This is a genomic window from Janthinobacterium sp. GW821-FHT03A03 (genome assembly GCF_059421435.1).
In genome coordinates this window covers 68,230-88,965 of record NZ_JBWKUZ010000005.1, presented here as the reverse complement: position 1 = coordinate 88,965, position 20,736 = coordinate 68,230, and the positions used below count along the sequence as shown (strand labels likewise).

Below are 20,736 nucleotides of genomic sequence, written 5' to 3'. Positions count from 1 at the left end.
GTCAGACTCCTCCCTGCGCAGGAGCGAACAGCAGGCCGCCATCGTCGGCGAAGATCAGCAAGGCATGCGGCTGGCAATACACGGTGCAGGCGCTGCCGATCTCCAGGTCGTGCACGCCGCCGAGCTGCGCCACCAGGGCCAGCTCGCCGCGGCGCGCATGCACATAGGTTTCCGAGCCGCTGATTTCGGCCAGGTCCACCGTCGCTGCGATGGGCACGTCGCCATCGGAGCGGGGCGACAGGTGCAGGCTGTGCGCGCGCACGCCGAGGATCACCTCCGTGCGGCCCGCCAGGCGGGCGCGCTGCGCGCCGCTCAGGTGGATGGCCAGGCCGTCGGCCGCCTGCGCCACGCCGTGCGCATCGACGCGGGCGGGAATCAGGTTGATCGGCGGGTCGCTGAAGGTGCGCGCCACGGCGATGGAATTGGGCGCGTTGAAGACGTCCAGGGTCGGCCCCTGCTGCAGCAATCGCCCTTCGTGCAGCACGGCCACGTGGCCGCCCAGCTGCAGCGCTTCCAGCGGTTCCGTGGTGGCGTACACGACCGTCGTGCTGCCGCTGGAAAACAGTTCCGTCAATTCGCGGCGCAATTCCTCGCGCAGTTTGTAGTCGAGGTTCACCAATGGCTCGTCGAGCAGCAGCAAGGACGCATCCTTGATCAGCGCGCGCCCCAGCGCCGTGCGCTGCTGCTGGCCGCCCGACAACTCTCCGGGCGTGCGCTGCAGGTAGGGCGTGATATGCAGGCGCTCGGCCAGCGCCTGCACTTTCGTCCGTATCTGTTCCTCGGGCACCTTGCGCAAGCGCAAGGGCGAGGCGATATTGTCGTAGACGGTGAAGGCCGGGTAATTGATGAATTGCTGGTACACCATGGCCAGGTTGCGTTTGCTGACGGGCACGCCCGTCACGTCGACGCCGTCGGCCGTGACCGTGCCCGCGCTGGGCTTGTCCAGGCCCGCCATCACGCGCATCAGGGTGGTCTTGCCGGCACGCGTGGTGCCCAGCAAGACGTTGATGGCGCCCGGCACGAGGGCCAGCGACATCGGATATAAATAGTCGTCAGCCCCCTGCTTCCTGCTGATCTTGTCCAGTACCAGTTGCACGCGCTTCTCCTCCAGTGATGTGTTCTTATTCTTCGCCGCGCCCTCTGCGGGGTGCGGTCGCCAGCACAGTCTTTTCTACGGCAATACGGGATGCTGCAACAGCCAGGCATCGAGCCTGTCCGCCGTCTCGCGCGGCAGGTGCAGGCCCAGCTTGGAGCGCCGCCACAGGATGTCGGCCGCGCTGACGGCCCATTCGTGGCGCCGCAAATAGTCCACTTCCGCCGCGTACAGGCCGGCGGCGATTTCCTCGCCCATGGCCGCCACGTCCGCCCGCCCGGCCAGCAGCACATGGATGCGCGTGCCGTAGGCGCGCGCATAGCGCGCCACCAGCGCGGCCGGCAGCCATGCATAGTCGCGCTGCAGGCCCTGCACGAACTGGCCGAACTCGCGCACGGACCGGTTCTGCGGCGTGCTGCCGGACACGTCGCCGCCGGGCAGGCAGGCGTTGGCCGTCCAGGCCGGCCGCGCATTGCCTGGCACCGGCGCCAATAAGGGTGCGAGCACATCGAGCGCTTCCTCGGCCAGCTTGCGGAAGGTGGTGATCTTGCCGCCGAAAATGCTCAGCAGCGGCGCGCCTTCCCGGTCCAGTTCGAAGCGGTAATCGCGCGTGACGGCCTTGGCGTCGGCCGCCGCGTCTTCCACCAGCGGGCGCACGCCCGCATACGTCCACACCACGTCGGCCGGATCGACGGGCTTGCTGAAATAGTAACTGGAAAGCTCGCACAAGTAACGAATTTCCTCGTCGTCGATTTCCACCTTGCCGCTGTCGCCGTGGTAGTCGAGGTCGGTGGTGCCGATCAGGGTGAAATCGTGCTCATACGGAATGGCAAACACGATGCGCCCGTCCGGATGCTGGAAGATGTACGCGTGATCATGCTCGAACAATCGCTTGACGACGATGTGGCTGCCCTTGATCAGGCGCAAATGCCGGCCCTGCCCGCCGGGCGCCGCCTGCTGCAGGAATTCGGCCGTCCACGGCCCGGCCGCATTGACGACGCTGCGCGCCCGCACGGACAACTCCCGCCCGTCGGCTTGCAGCAGGGTGGCCAGCCAGCAAGCGTCCGCACCCGCGCCCTCGCGCCGCAGGGCCGTGCAGCGCGTCTGCGTCAGGATGGCCGCGCCCTTCTCCGCCGCATCGATGGCATTGAGCACCACCAGGCGCGCATCATCGACCCAGCCGTCCGAATACACGAAGCCGCGCCTGAACTGGGGTTTTAATGGTTTGCCGGCCGCGTGGCGCGCCAGGTCGATGCCGCTGGAGGCGGGCAGGATTTCGCGCCTGGCCAGCATGTCGTAGAGGAACAGGCCGGCGCGTATCAGCCAGGCCGGGCGCTGGCCTTTGGCGTGCGGCATGACGAAGCGCAGCGGCCACATGATGTGCGGCGCCGAGCGCAGCAGCACTTCGCGCTCGATCAGCGCCTTGCGCACGAGGCTGAATTCATAATATTCGAGGTAGCGCAGGCCGCCGTGTATCAGCTTGGTGGAGGCCGACGACGTGTGGGCGGCCAGGTCGTCCTTTTCGCACAGCACCACGGACAGGCCACGCCCGGCCGCGTCGCGCGCGACGCCGGCGCCGTTGATGCCGCCACCGACCACGAGAACGTCGCATGCCATCGCTGTCTCCACACCTTGCTGTGCTGCCGCCATCGGGACTCCATCGCTGTCAGGAACCGGCGCCCAGGAAAGACTAGGCATCGCCGGCGACTGTCGTTAAGATCAATACAGATGTCATTCGAATGCAATATGGATAAGATACGCCAGATTGCGAATCGATAGCAACATATTTTTATCACTATTTGTTCGTTTTTGTTCGTTTGTGATTTTTAAAGAGACAAGCCCATGATTTTGAATCCCCGCCAGCGGCGCCTGCTTGAAGTGGTGCGCCAGAAGGTCACCATGTCCGTCGAAGAGCTGGCGCAGCAGCTGGACGTGACGCCGCAGACCGTGCGCCGCGACGTCAAGCAGATGGAAGAGGCGCGCCTGCTGGCCCGCTACCATGGCGGAGTCGGCTTGCCCTCGTCCGTGGAAAACATCGATTACAGCCAGCGGCAAGTGTTCAACAGCGACGCCAAGCGGCGCATCGCCGCCGCCGTCGCCGCGCAAGTGCCGCAGGGCTGTTCGCTGCTGATCAATATCGGCACGACGACCGAGGAAGTGGCGCGCGCGCTGGGCCGGCACACGGGCTTGCACGTGGTGACGAACAACCTGAACGTGGCCGCCATCCTGGCCGACAACGCCGCCTGCGAAGTCATCGTGGCCGGCGGCGTGGTGCGCGGGCGCGACCGCGGCATCGTCGGCGAGGCCACCATCGACTTCATCCGCCAGTTCAAGGTCGACATCGGCATCATCGGCATTTCCAGCATCGACGAAGACGGCAGCCTGCGCGACTTCGACGCGCGCGAAGTCAAAGTGGCGCAAGCCATCATCGAGCAGTCGCGCGAAGTGTGGCTGGTGGCCGACCAGCACAAGTTCGGCCGCAAGGCCCTGGTGCGCCTGGCCGACCTGGCCCAGGTCGACATGCTGTTCACGGATGCGCCCGCCCCGCCGCGCTTTGCCCAGGTACTGCGCGAGGCGGGCGTGAAGGTGGTGGTGGCCGCCTGACGACGGGGAAACGGACGGCCATTGCTGGCCTGCCGGCGCACGGGCGAGTGGCGACTGTCGCGCGGGCAAGACGCGAATGGGGGCGAACGCAGCGATGGACGTGAAATATTTATCAATTCGGCAAAAATGCTGTTACCATTGATGCAACATGCGTTATTTTTTTAATCTTCCTCTCCAGCAATACGATTATTTGCTTGATATTAGTTTTTTTGTATATCCAGAGCAAGGAAATAGAGAAAAGTACCGAAGCTGCAAATGCTTTCCTGTTAAATCAGTGTTAAAAGTACCATCAGCAAACTGCGTCCCTAAACAAAACCACTCGACCGCAAGTGCGAAGGCCTTAACCATGCCGGCTGCATCGCCCAGTGAAGGAATAGAAATGAGCCATAATTTTGAAGCGGCCGTCACGCCGCAAGTCAGCCACCCCAACAGCGTGCGCGTCAGCGAGCTCGAAGCGCACCTCGGCTACTGGCTGCGCTTCGTCTCCAACCACGTTTCCCACAGCTTCCAGAAAAAAGCCGAAGCCAACGGCGTAACGGTCTCCGAATGGGTAGTACTGCGCGAAATGTTCCGCCTCGGCTGCACCTCGCCCACCGTGCTGGCGCAAGTGGCCGGCATGAGCAAGGGCGCCGTGTCGAAGCTGATCGACCGCCTGGAAAGCAAGGGCATGGTCAGCAAGTCCATCCTGCTGGCCGACCGCCGCCAGCACTCGATCGAACTGACCACGGAAGGCGAAGCGCTGGTACCCGTGCTGGCCGAGATGGCCGACCAGAACGACGAGGAATTCTTCGGCCAGCTGCCGCGCCAGTTGCGCGACGACCTGCTCGAAGCGCTGAAGGAAGTGGCGCGCAGGCACCAGCTGAAGAGCGCGCCCCTGAATTGACGGGGTGTGGCAACGGTGATGCGGCGGCGCGGGCGCTTCGGCTATGATGCTGGCCTGACTGTCTTCCAGGAAAACGCATGGCCCTGCACATCGAAACCCCTCTGCTCAACTCGCGCGCGCTGAGCCTGCTCAGCGAGCGCGCCATCTGGCTCAAGCTGGAAGCCTTGCAGCCGCCCGGCTCGTTCAAGATCCGCGGCATCGGCCTCGCGTGCGAAGAATACGCGCGCCGCGGCGCCAGCCGCTTCATTTCCTCTTCCGGCGGCAATGCCGGCATCGCCGTCGCCTATGCGGGACGCCAGCTGGGCATCCCCGTCGTCGTCGTCGTGCCGGAAACGACCAGCGAACGGGCCAGGGCCCTGATCGTGCAGGAAGGCGCCGAGGTCATCGTGCACGGCGCCGCCTGGCAGGAGGCGAACGCGCTGGCGCAAGCCATGCTTACGCCGCAGGACGCCTTTTTGCACCCGTTCGACGACCCGCTGCTGTGGCAGGGCCATGCCGGCATGATCGATGAAGTGGCCCGCGCGGGCCTGAAACCGGACGCCGTCGTGCTGTCGGTGGGCGGCGGCGGCCTGCTGGCCGGCGTGGCCGAAGGCTTGCAGCGCAACGGCTGGGATGACGTGGCCCTGGTGGCCGTGGAAACGCAAGGAGCAGCCTCGCTGGCCGCCGCCGTGGCCGCGCGCGAACACGTGGCCCTGCCGGCCGTGAGCAGCATCGCCACGTCGCTGGCCGCGCGCCAGGTGTGCGCGCAGGCGTTCGCCATCAGCCAGACGCGCCCGCTGCACAGCGTGGTGGTGTCGGACCTGGCCGCCGTCGACGCCTGCCGGCGGTTTATCGAAGATCATCGGCTGGTGGTGGAACCGGCCTGCGGCGCGGCCCTGGCCGCCGTCTACGGCAAGGCGCCGGCACTGGCGCCCTACCGCAATGTGCTCGTCATCGTCTGCGGCGGCGTGACGGCCACCACGCAGCAGCTCGACCACTGGGCCGCCACCCTGTAGGCGCTTACGCCGGCGCGCCTGCCTCGATCAGGGCCACGCCGTCGCGGCCTTGTCCCTTGGCGTCGTACAGGGCCTGGTCGGCCAGGTCCAGCAGCTGGGCCGGCGCCAGCGCCCCGTCGCGGAAGATGGCGATGCCGATGCTGGCCGTCACCGGCAGCGCGCCGCCGGCCAGGTCGAACGGCTGGCGGATGGCGCCGATGATCTTGGCGCCGATATGGCGCACTTCGGCAGCGCTCTTCACGCCTTCGAAAATGATCACGAATTCATCGCCTGCCAGGCGCGCCACCAGGTCGCTGGCGCGCACGCTGCGGGCCAGGCGGGCGGCAAACTCCTTGAGCACCTCGTCGCCCGCCTGGTGTCCCAGGCTGTCGTTGATGGCCTTGAAGCGGTCGATATCGAGATAAGCCAGCGCCATCGGCGCGCGCGTGGCGCGCGTGCGCTGCATGCTCTGTGCCAGCTGCTCGTCGAAGCGGCGCCGGTTGGCGATGCCCGTCAGGATATCGGTGGCGGCGGCAAACCGCAGCGCCGTCTGCACCGCCTTGACCTTGGTGATTTCGTGGATCAGGCCATACACGCCTTCCACCGTGCCGCTTTCGCCCACGTCGGGCACGTAGGTGGTGTGGAAGGTGCGCTCCCCCGTCTCGCCGGCACCGGCGGCCTCGGCGGCATCGGCATCGACGGTGAATTCGTACTCGACCTCCTCGCCCCGGAATGCCCGCCGCAGGTACTGCTCGCGCAGCTGATAGGCTTCCTCGCCCAGCACCTCGCGCATGGAATGCATCAGGCTCTCCCTGGCCGAGACGCCGAACCATCGTTCAAACGTGGCGTTGATGAACTGGTAGCGGTGCTCGCGGTCGATGTAGACGATCACCACGGGCACGTGGTCCGTCAGCAGCTTCAGGCGCCGCTCGCTGTCGCGCGTCTGCGCCTCGGCGCTCTCGCGCTCGGCCACCAGCGAATAGAAATCGCGGCTCAAGTCGCCGATTTCGTCGCGCCGCTCGATCTGCAGGGCTTCGATGCCCAGGCGCTGGCGGCGGATCTCATGCACATGGTGGCGCAGGCGCGCCAGGGGGCGCAGCAGGCGCAGCACCGCGCGCCATCCGGCCAGGCCCGCCAGCGCCGCCAGCAGCACGGCGGCCAGCAGGATCTTGCTGCGGATGGCGTGCAGCGGCGCGAAAGCCTCGCGCATGGGATACACGGAGGCCAGTATCCAGCCCGTCGAGGCGATGCGGTGGTAGGCGAACAGGGCGTCGACGCCGCCCGTGGTGGTGCCCGTCTGCCAGCCTTCAAAGCCCTGCATGGCGCGCCGCGTCGGCTCGCTGAGCGGGCCATGGGCCCCGATATGCTGCATGATGCGCGACTTGTCGGGGTGTTCGACGATGACGCCGTCATTGGTCATGATGTACAGGTAGCCGCCCGCGCCGGGCTTGAGGACGCCAAGGCGGCCCAGGAAGTCGGGCTGGCGCAGGTTCACGCTGGCCGCCAGCACATAGCGCATGGCGCCCTGCGCATCGAACACGGGCTGCGTCACCACCACGATGGGCATGCCGGAAATGCTGCCGTTGAGCGGCGCGGAGATCACCGAGCGCCGGGTCGCCAGCGTCTGTTCGAAGTAGGGGCGGCCTTTCAGGTTCAGCCCCGCCTGCGGCTTGAAGGGACTGACGCTGGCCAGCACCGCGCCGTCGACGCCGACCACGCCGGCCGAGTAAAACTCCTTGCCCAGCACCGTCTGCCCGGCCAGGAAGCGCTGCAGGCCGGCGCCGTCATGTGCCCCGCTCTGCGCCAGGCTGTCGGCGATGGCGCGCAGCACGTTGCGCCTGGCGTCGAGCTCCTCGTCGATGAAGACGGCGGCGCTGGCCAGGGACACGTACTGCTGCCGGCCCGTGACGTCGCGCATGCCCCGTTCGGCCACGGCCAGGGTGGCCAGCGCCAGCAGCGCCACGGCGCCCAGCACCAGCAGGAAGACGACCATGCTCATGCGCGCCTTCAGGCTGGCGGGCAAGCGCCGGCGCAATCGTTTGCGCCAGGTCGTCACGGCCGCTGCCGCAGGTGCCGGCAGATGCGCGCGACCGACTCGTCCAGCGCCAGGATGCCCGCGTCCAGGGCCAGCGCGGCCGCCAGCGGCGCTTCATAGGGCGCGGAAACGCCGGTGAATTGCGCAATCTGCCCCGCGCGCGCCTTTTCATACAGGCCCTTGGGATCGCGCGCCTCGCACACGGCCAGCGGCGTGCTGACGTGGACTTCGATGAAATGCGCGGCGCCGATGATGGCGGCGGCCATGGCGCGGTCGGCGCGGCTGGGCGAGATGAAGGCGGCGATGACGAGCAAGCCGGCGTCATTCATCAGGCGCGCCACTTCGGCCGTGCGGCGGATGTTTTCATGCCGGTCTTCGGGGCTGAAACCGAGGTCGCGGTTCAGGCCATGGCGCAGCTGGTCGCCGTCGAGCACCGTCACGGCCTGGCCCTGGGCCATGAGCGTTTGCGCCAGCGCAAGCGCAATGCTGGTCTTGCCGGCGCCGCTCAAGCCCGTCAGCCAGACCGTAGGGTGTTGTCCTGCTGTCATCACACTGCCTCTCTGTTATAGAGCTGGCAATATAACAAAGCCGTGCCGGAAAGGACAGATTTTCAGGCCGCGCTGCGCGCCTCAAGCAGCAACTGTCGTATCTCGGGCACGCAGGAGCCGCAATTGCCGCCCGCCTTGACGCAGGCCGTCACCTGCGCCGTCGTCGTCAGCTTGCGTTCCACGATGGCGGCGCAGATGGTGTTGCGCCCCACCCCGAAGCATGAGCACACGGTCGGTCCCGCGTCGACGCCCTTGCCGATGGGCTGGCCCAGCAGCACGCCGGCGCGATCAAGCGCCTCCATTTGCACATGCGCAAACAGGCTGGCCAGCCAGCTGCGCGACGGCAGGTCGGGACGGGGCGAGACGTACACGCACTGCGCGATGCGCCCTTCGTCCAGGTGCACGGCGCGGTACACGCCGGCGCTGGCGTCGGCGTAATCGAGCCAGTCGGCCTCGCTATCCGTCACGCCCAGCAGCGCGCGCGCCCAGGCGCCGAGATCCTCGATGCGCTGGCGGCCCGCCAGCTCGTAGCGCAAGAACTGCTCGCCCTGCACGCGCGTCCAGTGCGCCACGCCGTCAAGGTTGAGCGGCGTGCGGCTGAGCACGAACGCATGCCAGTGCACGCGGAACTGCTCGATGCGCACGGGCGTGTGCTTGAATTCCGGCTCGCCCGAGACGGGATCGACGGCCGGGTTGACGACGGCGCCCACGCGCGCGTCGGAGGCATTCGCGTCGCTCCAGTGGATGGGCAAGAAGACCTGGCCGCGCGCGATGCCGCCGCCATGCACGACGCGCGCCACCATGGCGCCCCAGGCGCTGGTGACGCGCGCCAGTTCGCCTTCGCGCACGCTGTACAGCAGCGCATCCTGCGGGTGAAGGTCGATGAAGGCCTCGGCGACGTGGCCCGACAGTTTCGCCGCCTTGCCGGTGCGCGTCATCGTATGCCACTGGTCGCGCACCCGGCCCGTGTTCAGGATCAGCGGATAGTCTTCATCGGGCGCGTTGCGCGGCGCGCGCGGCGCCGTCGGCACGAAGCGGGCGCGCCCGTCCGCATGGGCGAAGCGGCCGTCGCCGAACAGCCGCGCCTGGCCCTGCGGCCACTGCTGCGGCGCCAGCGCGTCGTATTGCGCTGCATCAAGGCTGTCCAGTCCCGCCAGGCTGAACAGGCGCGCCGTTTCCGCTCCGTTGCGGAAGGTGGACAGCCGTGCATGCTCGCTAAAAATCGCTTGCGGCGACGTGAAATCAAAGCCGGCATAGCCCATGCGCCGCGCCACGTCGCACAGCACGTCCCAGTCGGCGCGCGCCTCGCCCGGCGCCGGCAAAAAGGCGCGCTGGCGCGAGATGCGCCGCTCCGAGTTCGTCACCGTGCCGTCCTTCTCGCCCCAGCCCAGCGCGGGCAGCAGCACGTCGGCATGGGCGTTGGTGTCCGACTGCGCGCTGATGTCCGACACCACCACCAGCTCGCACCTGGCCAGCGCGCGGCGCACCTGGTCGGCGTCCGGCATGCTGACGAGCGGGTTGGTGGCGATGATCCACACGGCCTTGACCTTGCCCGATTCGATCGCGTGGAACAGTTCCACGGCCTTCAGGCCCGGCTTGTTCGCCATGCGGGGAGAGTCCCAGAAGGTTTGCACTGTGTCGCGGTGCAGCGGATTGTCCAGTTCCAGGTGCGCCGCCAGCATGTTGGCCAGGCCGCCCGCTTCGCGCCCGCCCATGGCGTTGGGCTGGCCCGTGAGCGAAAACGGCCCCATGCCGGGCTGGCCGATGCGCCCTGTCGCCAGATGGCAGTTGATGATGCTGTTGACCTTGTCCGTGCCGCTGGACGACTGGTTCACGCCCTGCGAAAAGGCGGTGACGACCTTGCGCGTGGCGGCAAACGCCTGGTAAAACGCCAGCAGGGCGTGCGGGTCGACCTTGCAGATGCGCGCCACCTGCAGCGGGTCGCCGCAATCCGCATGGGCCGCCGCCAGCGCCTCGTCCAGGCCGCGGCTGTGCAGCGTGACGAAAGCGTCATCGACCACGCCTTCACGCGCCAGGTGGCACAGCAAGCCGTTGAACAGCCACACGTCCGTGCCCGGTTTCACGGGCAGGTGCAGGTCGGCCAGCTCGCAGGTAGCCGTGCGGCGCGGGTCGATCACCACCAGTTTCATCTCCGGCCGGGTTTCCTTGATGCGGGCGATGCGCTGGAACAAAATCGGGTGGCACCAGGCCGTGTTCGAGCCCGCCAGCACGATCATGTCGGCCAGTTCCAGGTCTGCATAGCAGCCGGGCACGATATCCTCGCCGAACGCGCGCTTGTGTCCCGCCACGGCCGACGACATGCACAGGCGCGAATTGGTGTCGATGTTCGCGCTGCCCACATAGCCCTTCATGAATTTGTTGGCGACGTAATAATCTTCCGTCAGCAGCTGGCCCGACACGTACAAGGCCACGGCGTCCGGCCCGTGCTCGGCGATGATGGCGCGCAAGCCGCCGGCGACCTGGTCCAGCGCGGCATCCCAGGAAGCGCGCCGCAGCACGCCGTCCACGCGTACCTGCGGCTGCAGCAAACGGTTGTCCAGGTCCAGGGTGTCGCCCAGCGCCGAGCCTTTCACGCACAGGCGGCCCAGGTTGGCCGGGTGGCTGGCGTCGCCGGCGATGCGGATGGCGCCGTCCGGCAGGCGTGTCGCTTCCACGCCGCAGCCGACGCCGCAGTAAGGGCAAGTGGTTTTCACGGGCGTGCAGCTGGTCATGAAAGTGTCCTGTCGGTCGCTGTCAGGCGGCCTGGCCGCACTGGGCCTGGCCGAACAATAAATGGGAACGCAGCCTGCTGATGTCGCGGCGCTGCTGGATCAGGTCGAAATACCAGGGGCCGTCCTGCACGTCGCCATACAGCACGGCGCCGGCCAGGCGGCTGCCCTGCACCACCAGGCGCTTGTAGATGCCGCGGCGCGGATCGCGCAGCACCAGGTCTTCGCTGCCCTCGCCGCCGAGGATGTCGCCGGCCGAATACAGGTCGATGCCCGTCACTTTCAGTTTGGTGGCGCTGGCCTGCTGCACGTAGCGCCGGTGTCCGGCGCCGGCCAGGTGCGCGCCGCACACGCGCGCCTGCTCCCAGATGGGCGCCACCAGGCCGAAGGTGGCGCGCCGGTGCTGCACGCATTCGCCTACGGCATACACGCGCGGATCATAGCTTTGCAGGCAGTCGTCGACGACGATGGCCCGCTCGCAGTGCAGGCCCGCGTCCTGCGCCAGGGCGATGTTGGGGCGCACGCCGGCCGTCATCACCACCAGGTCGGCGGGAATGCTGCTGCCGTCCGCAAACTGCACGCCTTCCACCCGGCGCGTGCCCGTAATGGCGCTGGTACTCGCCTGCATCAGGAAGCGCAGGCCGCGCGCTTCCAGCGCCGTTTTCAGCAAGGCCGACGCGGGCTGATCGAGCTGCTGGTTCATCAGGCTGCCGCCCATGTGCACGACGGTGACGTCCATGCCCTGGCGCTGCAGGCCGTTGGCCGCTTCCAGGCCCAGCAGACCGCCGCCGATGACCACGGCGTGGCGGTGCCGGCGCGCCGCCCGCAGCATAGTGTCGACGTCGTCGATGTCGCGAAAGCCGATCACGCCCGGCAGTTCGTGGCCCGGCACGGGCACGATGAAGGGCGTGGAACCGGTGGCCAGCAGCAGGCGGTCATAGGCGACCGTGATGCCGGACAGGGCCTGCACGGTGCGCGCCTGCCGGTCGATGCGCACCACGGGGTCGCCCGCGTGCAGGGTGATGCCATGCTGCGCATACCAGTCGCGCGTGTGCAGCATGATGTCGGCCACGGTCTTGTCGCCGGCCAGCAGGGGCGACAGCAAAATGCGGTTGTAGTTGCCGTGCGGTTCGGCACCGAAGACGGTGATGTCGTACAGGTCCGGCGCGAGTTTCAAGAGTTCCTCGACGGTGCGCATGCCGGCCATGCCGTTGCCGACCACCACCAGCGAGGGGCGCGCAGTGGCCCTGACCGGCGGGTTCACAGGGCCACCCATACGAAGCCGTCGGCCACGCGCGCCGGCCAGGCCTGCACCGAATGCCCGGGCGCTTCCAGGCACTCGCCGCTGGCCAGGTCGAAATGCTGCTTGTACAGCGGCGACGCCACGACGACGCGTTCGCCGATGCTGCCCACCAGGCCCCGCGACAGCACGGAAGCGCCCGCATTCGGGTCGACATTGTCGATGGCGTACACGCGCGGCGCGGCATCGCCGACGCGGAACACGGCCACGTGCCGCCCCCCCAGCAGCGCGCACACGCCCGTGTCGGGCACGATGTCGGTCAGGGGGCAGACGGCCATCCAGCTGGCGTCGGCGATAGTGCTGCTCAATTCATTCATCGCATTCATGGCTCACGCCTCCACGGCAAGGATGGGGATCACGGTGCTGCGGCGTTCAAGGGGCGTGGCCGGCCGGATCTGGCCCCGCTCTTCGACGAACACCACGTTTTCATCGTTCTTCCCGCTATTGACGAAATGGCGGAAACGCTGGCGCACGGCGGGGTCGGTGACGGCCGCTTTCCACTCGCAGGCATAGGTGTCGACCACGTGCTGCATGTCCGCTTCCAGCTCGTGGGCGATGCCCAGGCTGTCGTCGAGGATGACGCGCTTGAGGTAATCGAGGCCCCCTTCGAGATTATCGCGCCACACGCTGGTGCGCTGCAGGCGGTCGGCCGTGCGCACGTAGAACATCAGAAAGCGGTCGACATAGCGCACCAGGGTCGCTTCATCCAGGTCGGCCGCCAGCAATTCCGCATGGCGCGGCTTCATGCCGCCGTTGCCGCACACGTACAGATTCCAGCCCTTTTCCGTGGCGATCAGGCCGATGTCCTTGCCCTGCGCCTCGGCGCATTCGCGCGTGCAGCCGGAGACGCCGAACTTGATCTTGTGCGGCGTGCGCAAGCCCTTGTAGCGGTTTTCCAGTTGAATGGCGAAACCCACGCTGTCGGCCACGCCGTAGCGGCACCAGGTGGAGCCGACGCAGGATTTGACCGTGCGCAAGGATTTGCCGTAGGCGTGGCCCGATTCGAAGCCGGCCGCGATCAATTCTTCCCAGATGGCCGGCAACTGGTCCACGCGGGCGCCGAACAGGTCGACGCGCTGGCCGCCCGTGATCTTCGTATAGAGGCCGTATTTTTTCGCCACCATGCCCACGGCGATCAAGCCGTCGGCCGTCACTTCGCCGCCCGGCATGCGCGGCACCACCGAGTAGGTGCCGTCCTTCTGGATATTACCAAGGAAATAATCGTTGCTGTCCTGCAGGCTGGCGTGCACGGGCGACAGCACGAAATCGTTCCAGCACGAGGCGAGGATATTCGCCGCCACGGGCTTGCACACGTCGCAACCGAGGCCCTGGCCATGCGCGCCCAAGAGTTCGCCGAAGCTGCGGAGCTTGCCGACACGGACCAGGTGGTGCAATTCCTGGCGCGAATACGCAAAGTGTTCGCATACGTGGTTGTTCACGGCCAGGCCCTGCTTCTGCATTTCCGCCTTCATGATCTGCGTCACCAGGGGCACGCAGCCGCCGCAGGCCGTGCCGGCGCACGTAGCGCTTTTGAGGGCGCCGATGGTCGTGGCGCCCCCGGCCACGGCCGCGCACAGCGCGCCTTTCGAGACGTCGTTGCACGAGCAGATCTGCGCCGCATCGGGCAAGGCATCGACGCCCAGTCCCGTCTTGTGCTGGCCGTCCGCCTGCGGCAGGATCAGGAACTCGGGGAACTCGGGCAGCTCGATCTTGTTGAGCATCATCTGCAAGAGCGTGCCGTATTCGCTGGCGTCGCCCACCATCACGCCGCCCAGCAGGTACTTGCCGCAGTCGGAAACGACGATCTTCTTGTAGATCTGCTTGCGCTCGTCCATGAACTGGTAGGAGCGGCTGCCCGGCGCATTGCCGTGCGGGTCGCCCAGGCTGGCCACGTCCACGCCCATCAGTTTCAATTTGGTGCTCATGTCGGCGCCCTTGAACGACGCCTCGCCCGCTTCTCCTTCTTCCTCCTGCAGCAGGTGGCGGGCAGCGATGCGCGCCATTTCGTAGCCGGGCGCCACCAGGCCGAACACCAGGCCGCCCCACAGCGCGCATTCGCCGATCGCATAAATATCGGGGTCGGACGTGAGGCAGCTGTCGTCGATGGCGATGCCGCCCCGCGGTCCCACGTCCAGGCCGCAGGCGCGCGCCAGTTCGTCGCGGGGGCGGATGCCGGCCGAGAAGACGATCATGTCCGCTTCCAGGTGGCCGCCGTCGGCGAACTGCATGCGGTGCGTGGCAGATTCGCCGTCAACGATGGCCAGCGTGTTTTTTTGCGTGTGTACGGTCACGCCCAGCTCCTCGATCTTGCGGCGCAGGACGCGCGCGCCGCCCTCGTCGACCTGCACGGCCATCAGGCGCGGCGCGAATTCCACCACGTGGGTATCGAGTTTCAAATCGCGCAAGGCCTTCGCGCATTCGAGGCCCAGCAATCCCCCGCCGATCACCACGCCCGTTTTCGACTTGCCACCCCAGGCCAGCATGGCTTCCAGGTCTTCGATGGTGCGGTAGACGAAGCAGCCTTCCCTCTCCTTGCCCGGCAGCGGCGGCACGAACGGCGTCGAGCCGGTGGCAAACACGAGTTTGTCGTAGATCAAGACTTCGCCCGTGCTGGCCGTGACGGTTTTCGCCGCGCGGTCGATGGACACGGCCCGCGCATTGAGCTTCAGGACGACGTTGTCCTTGTCGAAGAAGCCGGGCGCCACCAGCGACAGCTCGTCCGCCGACTTGCCGCTGAAAAATTCGGACAGGTGCACGCGGTCGTAGGCGGGGCGCGGCTCTTCGCACAGGACGGTGACGTCCAGGTGCGGCGCGTTTTCCAGCGCCAGGCGTTCGAGGAATTTATGCCCGACCATGCCATGGCCGAGGACGACGATCTTCAGGGGGGGCTTCATGCTTGTCTCCTCAGGCCGCGGCCATGGTCGGTTCGGCCGCCAGTCCCGTGAAACGGGCGGCGATGGCGCACAGGGCCGAGATCACCACCAGCGCGCTGAGGATGATCAAGGTCTGGCGGATGTCGCCCGTGCCCTTCATCAGGAAGCCGGCCGCCACGGCGCCCACGTTGCCGCCCGCGCCGATGATGCCGGCCACGCCGCCGAGGGCGCGGCTGTCGATGAAGGGCACCAGCGCGTAGGTGGCGCCGCAGGCCATGTGGGTGAACAGGCCGAAGACCAGCATGGCGATGACGGCATACGTGACGCTGTCGACCTTGGCAAACCACAGCAAGCCCACGCCTTCGCCTATCATCAGCATGAACAGCAGGGTCACGCGGCTGTTCAGGTTGCCGCGCAGGGCCAGCTTGTCGGACAGCCAGCCGCCCAGGGCGCGGGCAAACAGGGCCAGCAGGCCGAAGCTGCCGGCGGCCAGGCCGGCCGATTTCAGCGACAGGCCGAAATGGTCGACGTAGTAGACGGCGGCGATGTTGTGGATGAAAATCTCGATGCCGAAGCAGGCGCCGTAGGTGACGAACAGCAGCCAGACGCGATAATTGCTGCTGGCGGCCTTGAAGCTGTCCCAGCCACCCTTTTTTCCTTCGATGGCCACGCCGGCGGCGCGCAAGTCCGAGTAATTACCTTCAGGGCAATCCTGCGTATAGCTCCAGTACAGGGCCGCCATGACCAGCATCAGCACGCCCGGCACCAGCAGCGCCACGCGCCAGCCCAGCGATTCGGACACGCCCAGCATCAGCACGGCGCCGAGCAGCAGCGGCATCAGCGCCTGCGCCGCGCCGCCGCCCGCATTGCCCCAGCCGGCGGCGGCCGCATTCGCCGTGCCGACGACTCTGGGGGCGAACATCACGGACGTGTGATATTGCGTAATGACAAAGCTGGCGCCCACGGCGCCTATGCCCAGGCGAAAGAACAGAAAGCTTGCATAGCTTTGCGACGCCGCCACGCCCAGCACGGGAATGGCGCCCAGCAGCAGCAAGCCCGTGTACGTCTTGCGGGGGCCGTAGCGGTCGCACAAGGGGCCGACGATCAGGCGCACGAGGATGGTGATGGCGACGGCCGCGATATTGATGTTCGCCACTTGCGCCAGGGAAAGGCCAAACTCGCCCTTGATGACCGGCATCAGCGGCGCGCAGGCGAACCAGGCGAAGAAACACACGAAAAACGCCATCCACGTCAGGTGGAATGCCCGCATGGGCGGCGTGGCGAGGGAGAAGAGCGCGATGCGCGTTGCTTTTTGGCTGGCCATGATAGGTTCCCGAAGTATCCCGAAAATAACAAAGATGCAAACAAAAACGGCGCCCGCCCCCGCCGATGCAAGATCAGCCTGGGCGGACGCCGTTGTCCAGGTGGTCCGTCGTTGGACCGTTGTGCGTTTATTCAGGGGATCGCCGTTGACCCGTATCTCCTGTTTAGCAAGCGCCGTGCCAGGTCCGCCGCAGGGGACCGCCCTCCTGTCCGTACGAACTTTGCGCCAGATCATGGCCAATCGCGGTGCAGGCGCGCCTCTTCTTGGTGCGTCGCGGAACTCGCACATGGCAAGAATTGTCTAATTACTATTGCGATCAGGATGCGGAGGCTGCCATGGTCAGGCAACTGCGGCAAGTGCCGCCACGCGTGGCGCGTGCGCTGGCGTGCGCCTGCGCGGGGGCGCTGTTGATCGCCTGGAGCAATAGTGCTGCGGCGCAAGATGGCTCCGCGGCCCCCCGCGAGCACAGCGAGCTGGACGCGACCGTGTTCGCGCCGTTCCACGCGGCGCGCGGCGGACGGGTCACGCAGGCGCGCAGCTCGCAGTCACGTACATTTATTGTGCGCCTCAGCTATCCCGACGAGGGCCGCCCCCATGCGGTGCGCTGGACCTTGACCTTGTCCGGTCCCGGCCCGCAAGGGGCCGTGCTGCGGCGCTGGTCAGGCACGGAACAGGTCGATGCGGGCGGCACGAGCATGAACTTGCCCTGGGATGGCCGCGCAGACGCCGACGCGCGCGAACGGCGCGAGCTGGCGCCGGACGGCTTGTACGAACTGCGCCTGCTGGCCGTGGCCGATGCCGGCACCCCACGCGAAGCGCAGGTGGTGCAGCAATGGCAAATCGCGGTGCAGCGGGGCGCCAGCACGGCGCCCACGGTGCCCGCCTTCCAGGCCGGCTTGCAACAATTGTCCCGCCTGGATGGGCAGCCCGGCTACCGCATCGTCTATGCCAACCTGCACAGCCAGACGCGCCACAGCGACGGCGGCGCCCCGCTCGACGCCTGCCATGGCGCGCAGGAGCCGCAAACGGCGCCCTTCGGCCCCATCGATGCCTATCAATATGCGCAGGATCACGGCCTGGATGCCCTGCTGACATCCGAGCACAACCATATGTATGACGGTTCGGACGGAACCAATCCCGCAGCCACGCCTGCCGAAGCGAAGGCCTTGTACCAGACGGGGCTGGCCGAAGCGGCCGCCTATACGGCTGCCCACCCCGGCTTCCTGGCCCTGTACGGCATGGAATGGGGCGTCATCAGCAAGGGCGGCCATTTGAACATCTTCAATAGCGAGCAGTTGCTGGGCTGGGAAAGGAATGCCCGGGGCGAGCTGCTGGCCGACGTGGAAACGCCGAAAAGCGACTACGCCGCCCTGTATGCGCTGATGCGCGCACGGGGCTGGATCGGCCAGTTCAACCACCCTGCCTATGCGGGCCAGTTTCTCGTCGATGGCCAGCCGCTGGGCTACACGCCGGATGGCGACGCGGCCATGGTGCTGTGCGAAGTGATGAACACGTCCGCCTTTTCCAGCAACGACGAGGAAACGGAAACGCGGCGCAGCAACTATGAAGCGGCCTGCAACCGGGCCCTGGCGGCCGGCTACCACGTGGCCTTCAGCAGCAACCAGGACAACCACTGCGCCAACTGGGGCGCGGCCTACGGCAACCGCACGGCCGCGCTGGTGATCGCTGATGCGGCCGACGCGCCGCTGTCGCGCGAGCAACTGTTTGAAGCGCTGCGCGCGCGCCGCGTGTTTGCCACCATGGACAAGCACGCGCAACTGCTGTTCACGGCGAATGGCAGGCTGATGGGCGAGCGCTTCGACAATCAAGGGCCGCTGCACCTGGCCACCAGCTTCAGCAACAGCGCCGGGCGGCAAGCGGCGGCCGTCGCCATCTTCCACGGCGTGCCGGGCGGCAACGGTTCCGTTACGCCAGTATCGGACCAGGCCGAGCTTACCGTCTTGCCCGCAGCTGGCGCCCATTTCTACTATGCAAGATTGACGCAGGACGACGGCAATATCGCCTGGTCGGCGCCCGTGTGGGTCAATCAGCTGCCTTGAGGAGGCTGCCTCGCCTGTATAGCACCGCAGATTCGACGGCCCTGCTCTTTTCCAGCAAACAATATTGGAAAAGTATTTATTTTTTAAGTAGTCGCCCATAGACACTGGTTCCCCACAGCAATCCATGGCACCATGGATGCGCCGTTTTGCCTGCAACGCGGCCTCCATCGGACCAACCAGGAACCCTATATGTCGTCATATCGCACCGTTACCGGCAGCATGCTGCTCGGCCTGGCCGCAGCGGGCATTGCCCATGCGCAAGCTCCCTCCCCTGCCGCCGCCAATACCGATCCCCACCTGTGGCTGGAAGAAGTCCTCGGCGACAAGCCGCTGGCCTGGGTCAAACAGCACAACGCCGTCACCACGACGGAACTGGAAGCCCGGCCCGGCTTCCCGGCCCTGCAGGCGCGCCTGAAAACCATTCTCAACTCGAAGGAGCGCATTCCCTACGTCAGCAAGGAAGGCGAGTATTACTACAATTTCTGGCGCGACGCCCAGCATGTGCGCGGCATCTGGCGCCGCACCACCCTGGCGCAGTACCAGCAGGCCGAACCCGCGTGGGAAACCGTGATCGACCTCGACCAGCTGGCCGCCGGCGAGCATGAAAACTGGGTCTGGGGCGGCGCCTCCTGCCTGTATCCGAAGGGCGAACGCTGCCTCATTTCCCTGTCGCGCGGCGGCGGCGACGCCAAGGTCGTGCGCGAGTACGACGTGGCGAAACGCGCGTTTGTCGACGGCGGCTTCAGCCTGCCCGAGGCGAAGGGCAGCGCCAGCTGGATCGACGCCGATACCCTGTTCGTGTCCACCGATTTCGGCCCCGGCTCGATGACCAGCTCGGGCTACCCGCGCATCATCAAGGAGTGGCGGCGCGGCACGCCGCTGGCCCAGGCGCGCACCTTGTATGAAGCCAAGCCCGACGACCTGAGCGCCGGCGCCTACAAGGATTTCACGCCCGGCTACGAGCATCAGTTCATCGAGCGGCAAATCGATTTCTACAGCGGCGAAACCTTCCTGCGCGAGGGGACGGAACTCAAAAAAGTGCCGAAGCCGGACGACGCCACGGCCTTCACCATGCGCGACCAGCTGCTCATCACCCTGCGCTCGGACTGGAAAGTGAACGGCAAGACCTACCTGCAAGGCTCGCTGCTGGCCACCGACTTCAAGGCCTTCATGCAGGGCGGACAGGAGCTGGAAGTGCTGTTCGCGCCCACGGCCACCTCGTCGCTGGACAATGTCACGCCGACGAAGTCAGCCATCCTCGTCACCACCCTGGACAAGGTCAAGAACCGCCTGACGGAACTGCGCCACATGGACGGCAAGTGGCAGCGCCGCAGCGTCGACGCGCCCAAGCTGGGCACCCTGGCCGCCAGCGCGCTCGACCCGGTCGACTCGGACCAGTACTTCCTGACGGTGACCGACTTCCTCAACCCGACCACCCTGTACCTGGGCGCGGCGGGCAGCGACCAGCGCACGAAAATCAAGTCGCTGCCGGCCTTTTACGACGCCACGCCGTACAAGGTGCAGCAGTTCGAATCGACGTCGAAGGACGGCACCAGGGTGCCCTACTTCGCCATCATGAACAAGAAGACGAAGTTCGACGGCCGCAACCCCACGGTGCTGTATGGCTATGGCGGCTTTGAAGTGTCGCTGAAACCGAGCTACAGCGGCACCACGGGCGTGGCATGGCTGGCAAAGGGCGGCGTGTATGTGCTGGCCAATATCCGCGGCGGCGGCGAGTTCGGCCCCCGCTGGCACCAGGCGGCGCTGAAGGAAAACCGCCAGCGCGCCTATGACGATTTCATCTCCGTGGCGCAGGATTTGATCAAGCGCAAAATCACCAGCCCGCGCCACCTGGGCATCATGGGCGGCAGCAACGGCGGCCTGCTGACGGGTGCCGTGCTGGTGCAGCGTCCCGATTTGTTCAACGCCGTCGTCAGCCAGGTGCCGCTGCTCGACATGCGCCGCTATAACAAGATGCTGGCGGGCGCCTCGTGGATGGGAGAATACGGCGACCCGGACGTGCCGGAACAATGGGCCTACATCAGCAAGTACTCGCCGTACCAGAACGTCTTCAAGGATAAAAAGTATCCGCGCGTGCTGTTGACCACCTCCACGCGCGACGACCGGGTCCATCCCGGCCATGCGCGCAAGATGGTGGCGAAGATGGAAGAGCAAGGCCACGACGTGCTGTACTGGGAAAACACGGAAGGCGGCCACGCGGGCGCCGCCAACAACGACCAGCAGGCGCTGATGTGGGCGCTGACCTACACCTTCCTGCACGAGCAGCTGCAGTAAAGAAGTTGAAGCAAGCGG

At 66.6% G+C, this 20,736-nt stretch carries 14 protein-coding genes; 5 read left to right on the top strand and 9 right to left on the bottom strand.

Features of this window, described 5'->3' with window-relative positions; all coding sequences use genetic code 11:
* Position 1: 1 nt before the first annotated feature.
* Together AC07VI_RS12690 and glpD are read right to left on the bottom strand one after the other, a co-directional pair.
* The gene (locus AC07VI_RS12690) at positions 2-1,096 is read right to left on the bottom strand and encodes an ABC transporter ATP-binding protein (RefSeq protein WP_099375779.1); all 1,095 of its coding nucleotides are present in this window, start codon (positions 1,094-1,096) and stop codon (positions 2-4) included.
* Between the two features lie 75 nt (positions 1,097-1,171).
* Positions 1,172-2,710, bottom strand: a complete 1,539-nt coding sequence (glpD, locus tag AC07VI_RS12685) for a glycerol-3-phosphate dehydrogenase (RefSeq protein ID WP_086147113.1) — start codon at positions 2,708-2,710, stop codon at positions 1,172-1,174.
* Positions 2,711-2,935: 225 nt separating this feature from the next.
* Here glpD and AC07VI_RS12680 point away from each other — a divergent pair, with 225 nt between their 5' ends.
* The 3 genes from AC07VI_RS12680 (at position 2,936) to AC07VI_RS12670 (ending at position 5,575) form a co-directional block, all read left to right on the top strand.
* The gene (locus AC07VI_RS12680; RefSeq protein WP_492994897.1) at positions 2,936-3,697 is read left to right on the top strand and encodes a DeoR/GlpR family DNA-binding transcription regulator; all 762 of its coding nucleotides are present in this window, start codon (positions 2,936-2,938) and stop codon (positions 3,695-3,697) included.
* Positions 3,698-4,076: 379 nt separating this feature from the next.
* A complete protein-coding gene (locus AC07VI_RS12675; RefSeq protein WP_086147114.1) occupies positions 4,077-4,580 on the top strand; it encodes a MarR family winged helix-turn-helix transcriptional regulator in 504 nt (167 codons plus the stop codon).
* A 77-nt stretch (positions 4,581-4,657) separates the two neighbouring features.
* Positions 4,658-5,575: a pyridoxal-phosphate dependent enzyme gene (locus AC07VI_RS12670; protein WP_086147115.1), complete on the top strand. Its 918-nt coding sequence runs from the start codon at positions 4,658-4,660 to the stop codon at positions 5,573-5,575.
* A 4-nt stretch (positions 5,576-5,579) separates the two neighbouring features.
* Here AC07VI_RS12670 and AC07VI_RS12665 read toward each other — a convergent pair whose 3' ends face one another.
* From AC07VI_RS12665 to AC07VI_RS12635, 7 genes are all read right to left on the bottom strand, one after another.
* On the bottom strand, positions 5,580-7,610 hold the full coding sequence (locus tag AC07VI_RS12665; RefSeq protein WP_492994900.1) for a diguanylate cyclase domain-containing protein: 2,031 nt from the start codon (positions 7,608-7,610) through the stop codon (positions 5,580-5,582).
* Positions 7,607-8,137, bottom strand: a complete 531-nt coding sequence (gene cysC, locus AC07VI_RS12660; protein ID WP_492994902.1) for an adenylyl-sulfate kinase — start codon at positions 8,135-8,137, stop codon at positions 7,607-7,609. The genes AC07VI_RS12665 and cysC overlap by 4 nt, the downstream gene beginning before the upstream one ends.
* A gap of 62 nt (positions 8,138-8,199) precedes the next feature.
* Positions 8,200-10,869 carry a molybdopterin-dependent oxidoreductase gene (locus AC07VI_RS12655; RefSeq protein WP_492994904.1) on the bottom strand — a complete coding sequence of 890 codons (2,670 nt, stop codon included), beginning with the start codon at positions 10,867-10,869 and terminating at the stop codon, positions 8,200-8,202.
* A 22-nt stretch (positions 10,870-10,891) separates the two neighbouring features.
* Positions 10,892-12,130, bottom strand: coding sequence for an NAD(P)/FAD-dependent oxidoreductase (locus AC07VI_RS12650; protein WP_253251962.1), 1,239 nt, complete (start codon positions 12,128-12,130; stop codon positions 10,892-10,894).
* A complete protein-coding gene (gene nirD / locus AC07VI_RS12645; RefSeq protein WP_086147120.1) occupies positions 12,127-12,483 on the bottom strand; it encodes a nitrite reductase small subunit NirD in 357 nt (118 codons plus the stop codon). The genes AC07VI_RS12650 and nirD overlap by 4 nt, the downstream gene beginning before the upstream one ends.
* 12 nt (positions 12,484-12,495) lie before the next feature.
* On the bottom strand, positions 12,496-15,060 hold the full coding sequence (gene nirB / locus AC07VI_RS12640) for a nitrite reductase large subunit NirB (RefSeq protein WP_492994906.1): 2,565 nt from the start codon (positions 15,058-15,060) through the stop codon (positions 12,496-12,498).
* Between the two features lie 10 nt (positions 15,061-15,070).
* Entirely contained in the window at positions 15,071-16,363 is a 1,293-nt protein-coding gene (locus AC07VI_RS12635) for an MFS transporter (RefSeq protein WP_492994908.1), read from the bottom strand.
* A gap of 335 nt (positions 16,364-16,698) precedes the next feature.
* Here AC07VI_RS12635 and AC07VI_RS12630 point away from each other — a divergent pair, with 335 nt between their 5' ends.
* Both AC07VI_RS12630 and AC07VI_RS12625 read left to right on the top strand, forming a co-directional pair.
* On the top strand, positions 16,699-18,423 hold the full coding sequence (locus AC07VI_RS12630) for a CehA/McbA family metallohydrolase (protein WP_492994910.1): 1,725 nt from the start codon (positions 16,699-16,701) through the stop codon (positions 18,421-18,423).
* A gap of 189 nt (positions 18,424-18,612) precedes the next feature.
* Positions 18,613-20,718 carry a prolyl oligopeptidase family serine peptidase gene (locus AC07VI_RS12625; protein WP_492994912.1) on the top strand — a complete coding sequence of 702 codons (2,106 nt, stop codon included), beginning with the start codon at positions 18,613-18,615 and terminating at the stop codon, positions 20,716-20,718.
* The last annotated feature ends 18 nt before the right edge of the window (positions 20,719-20,736 follow it).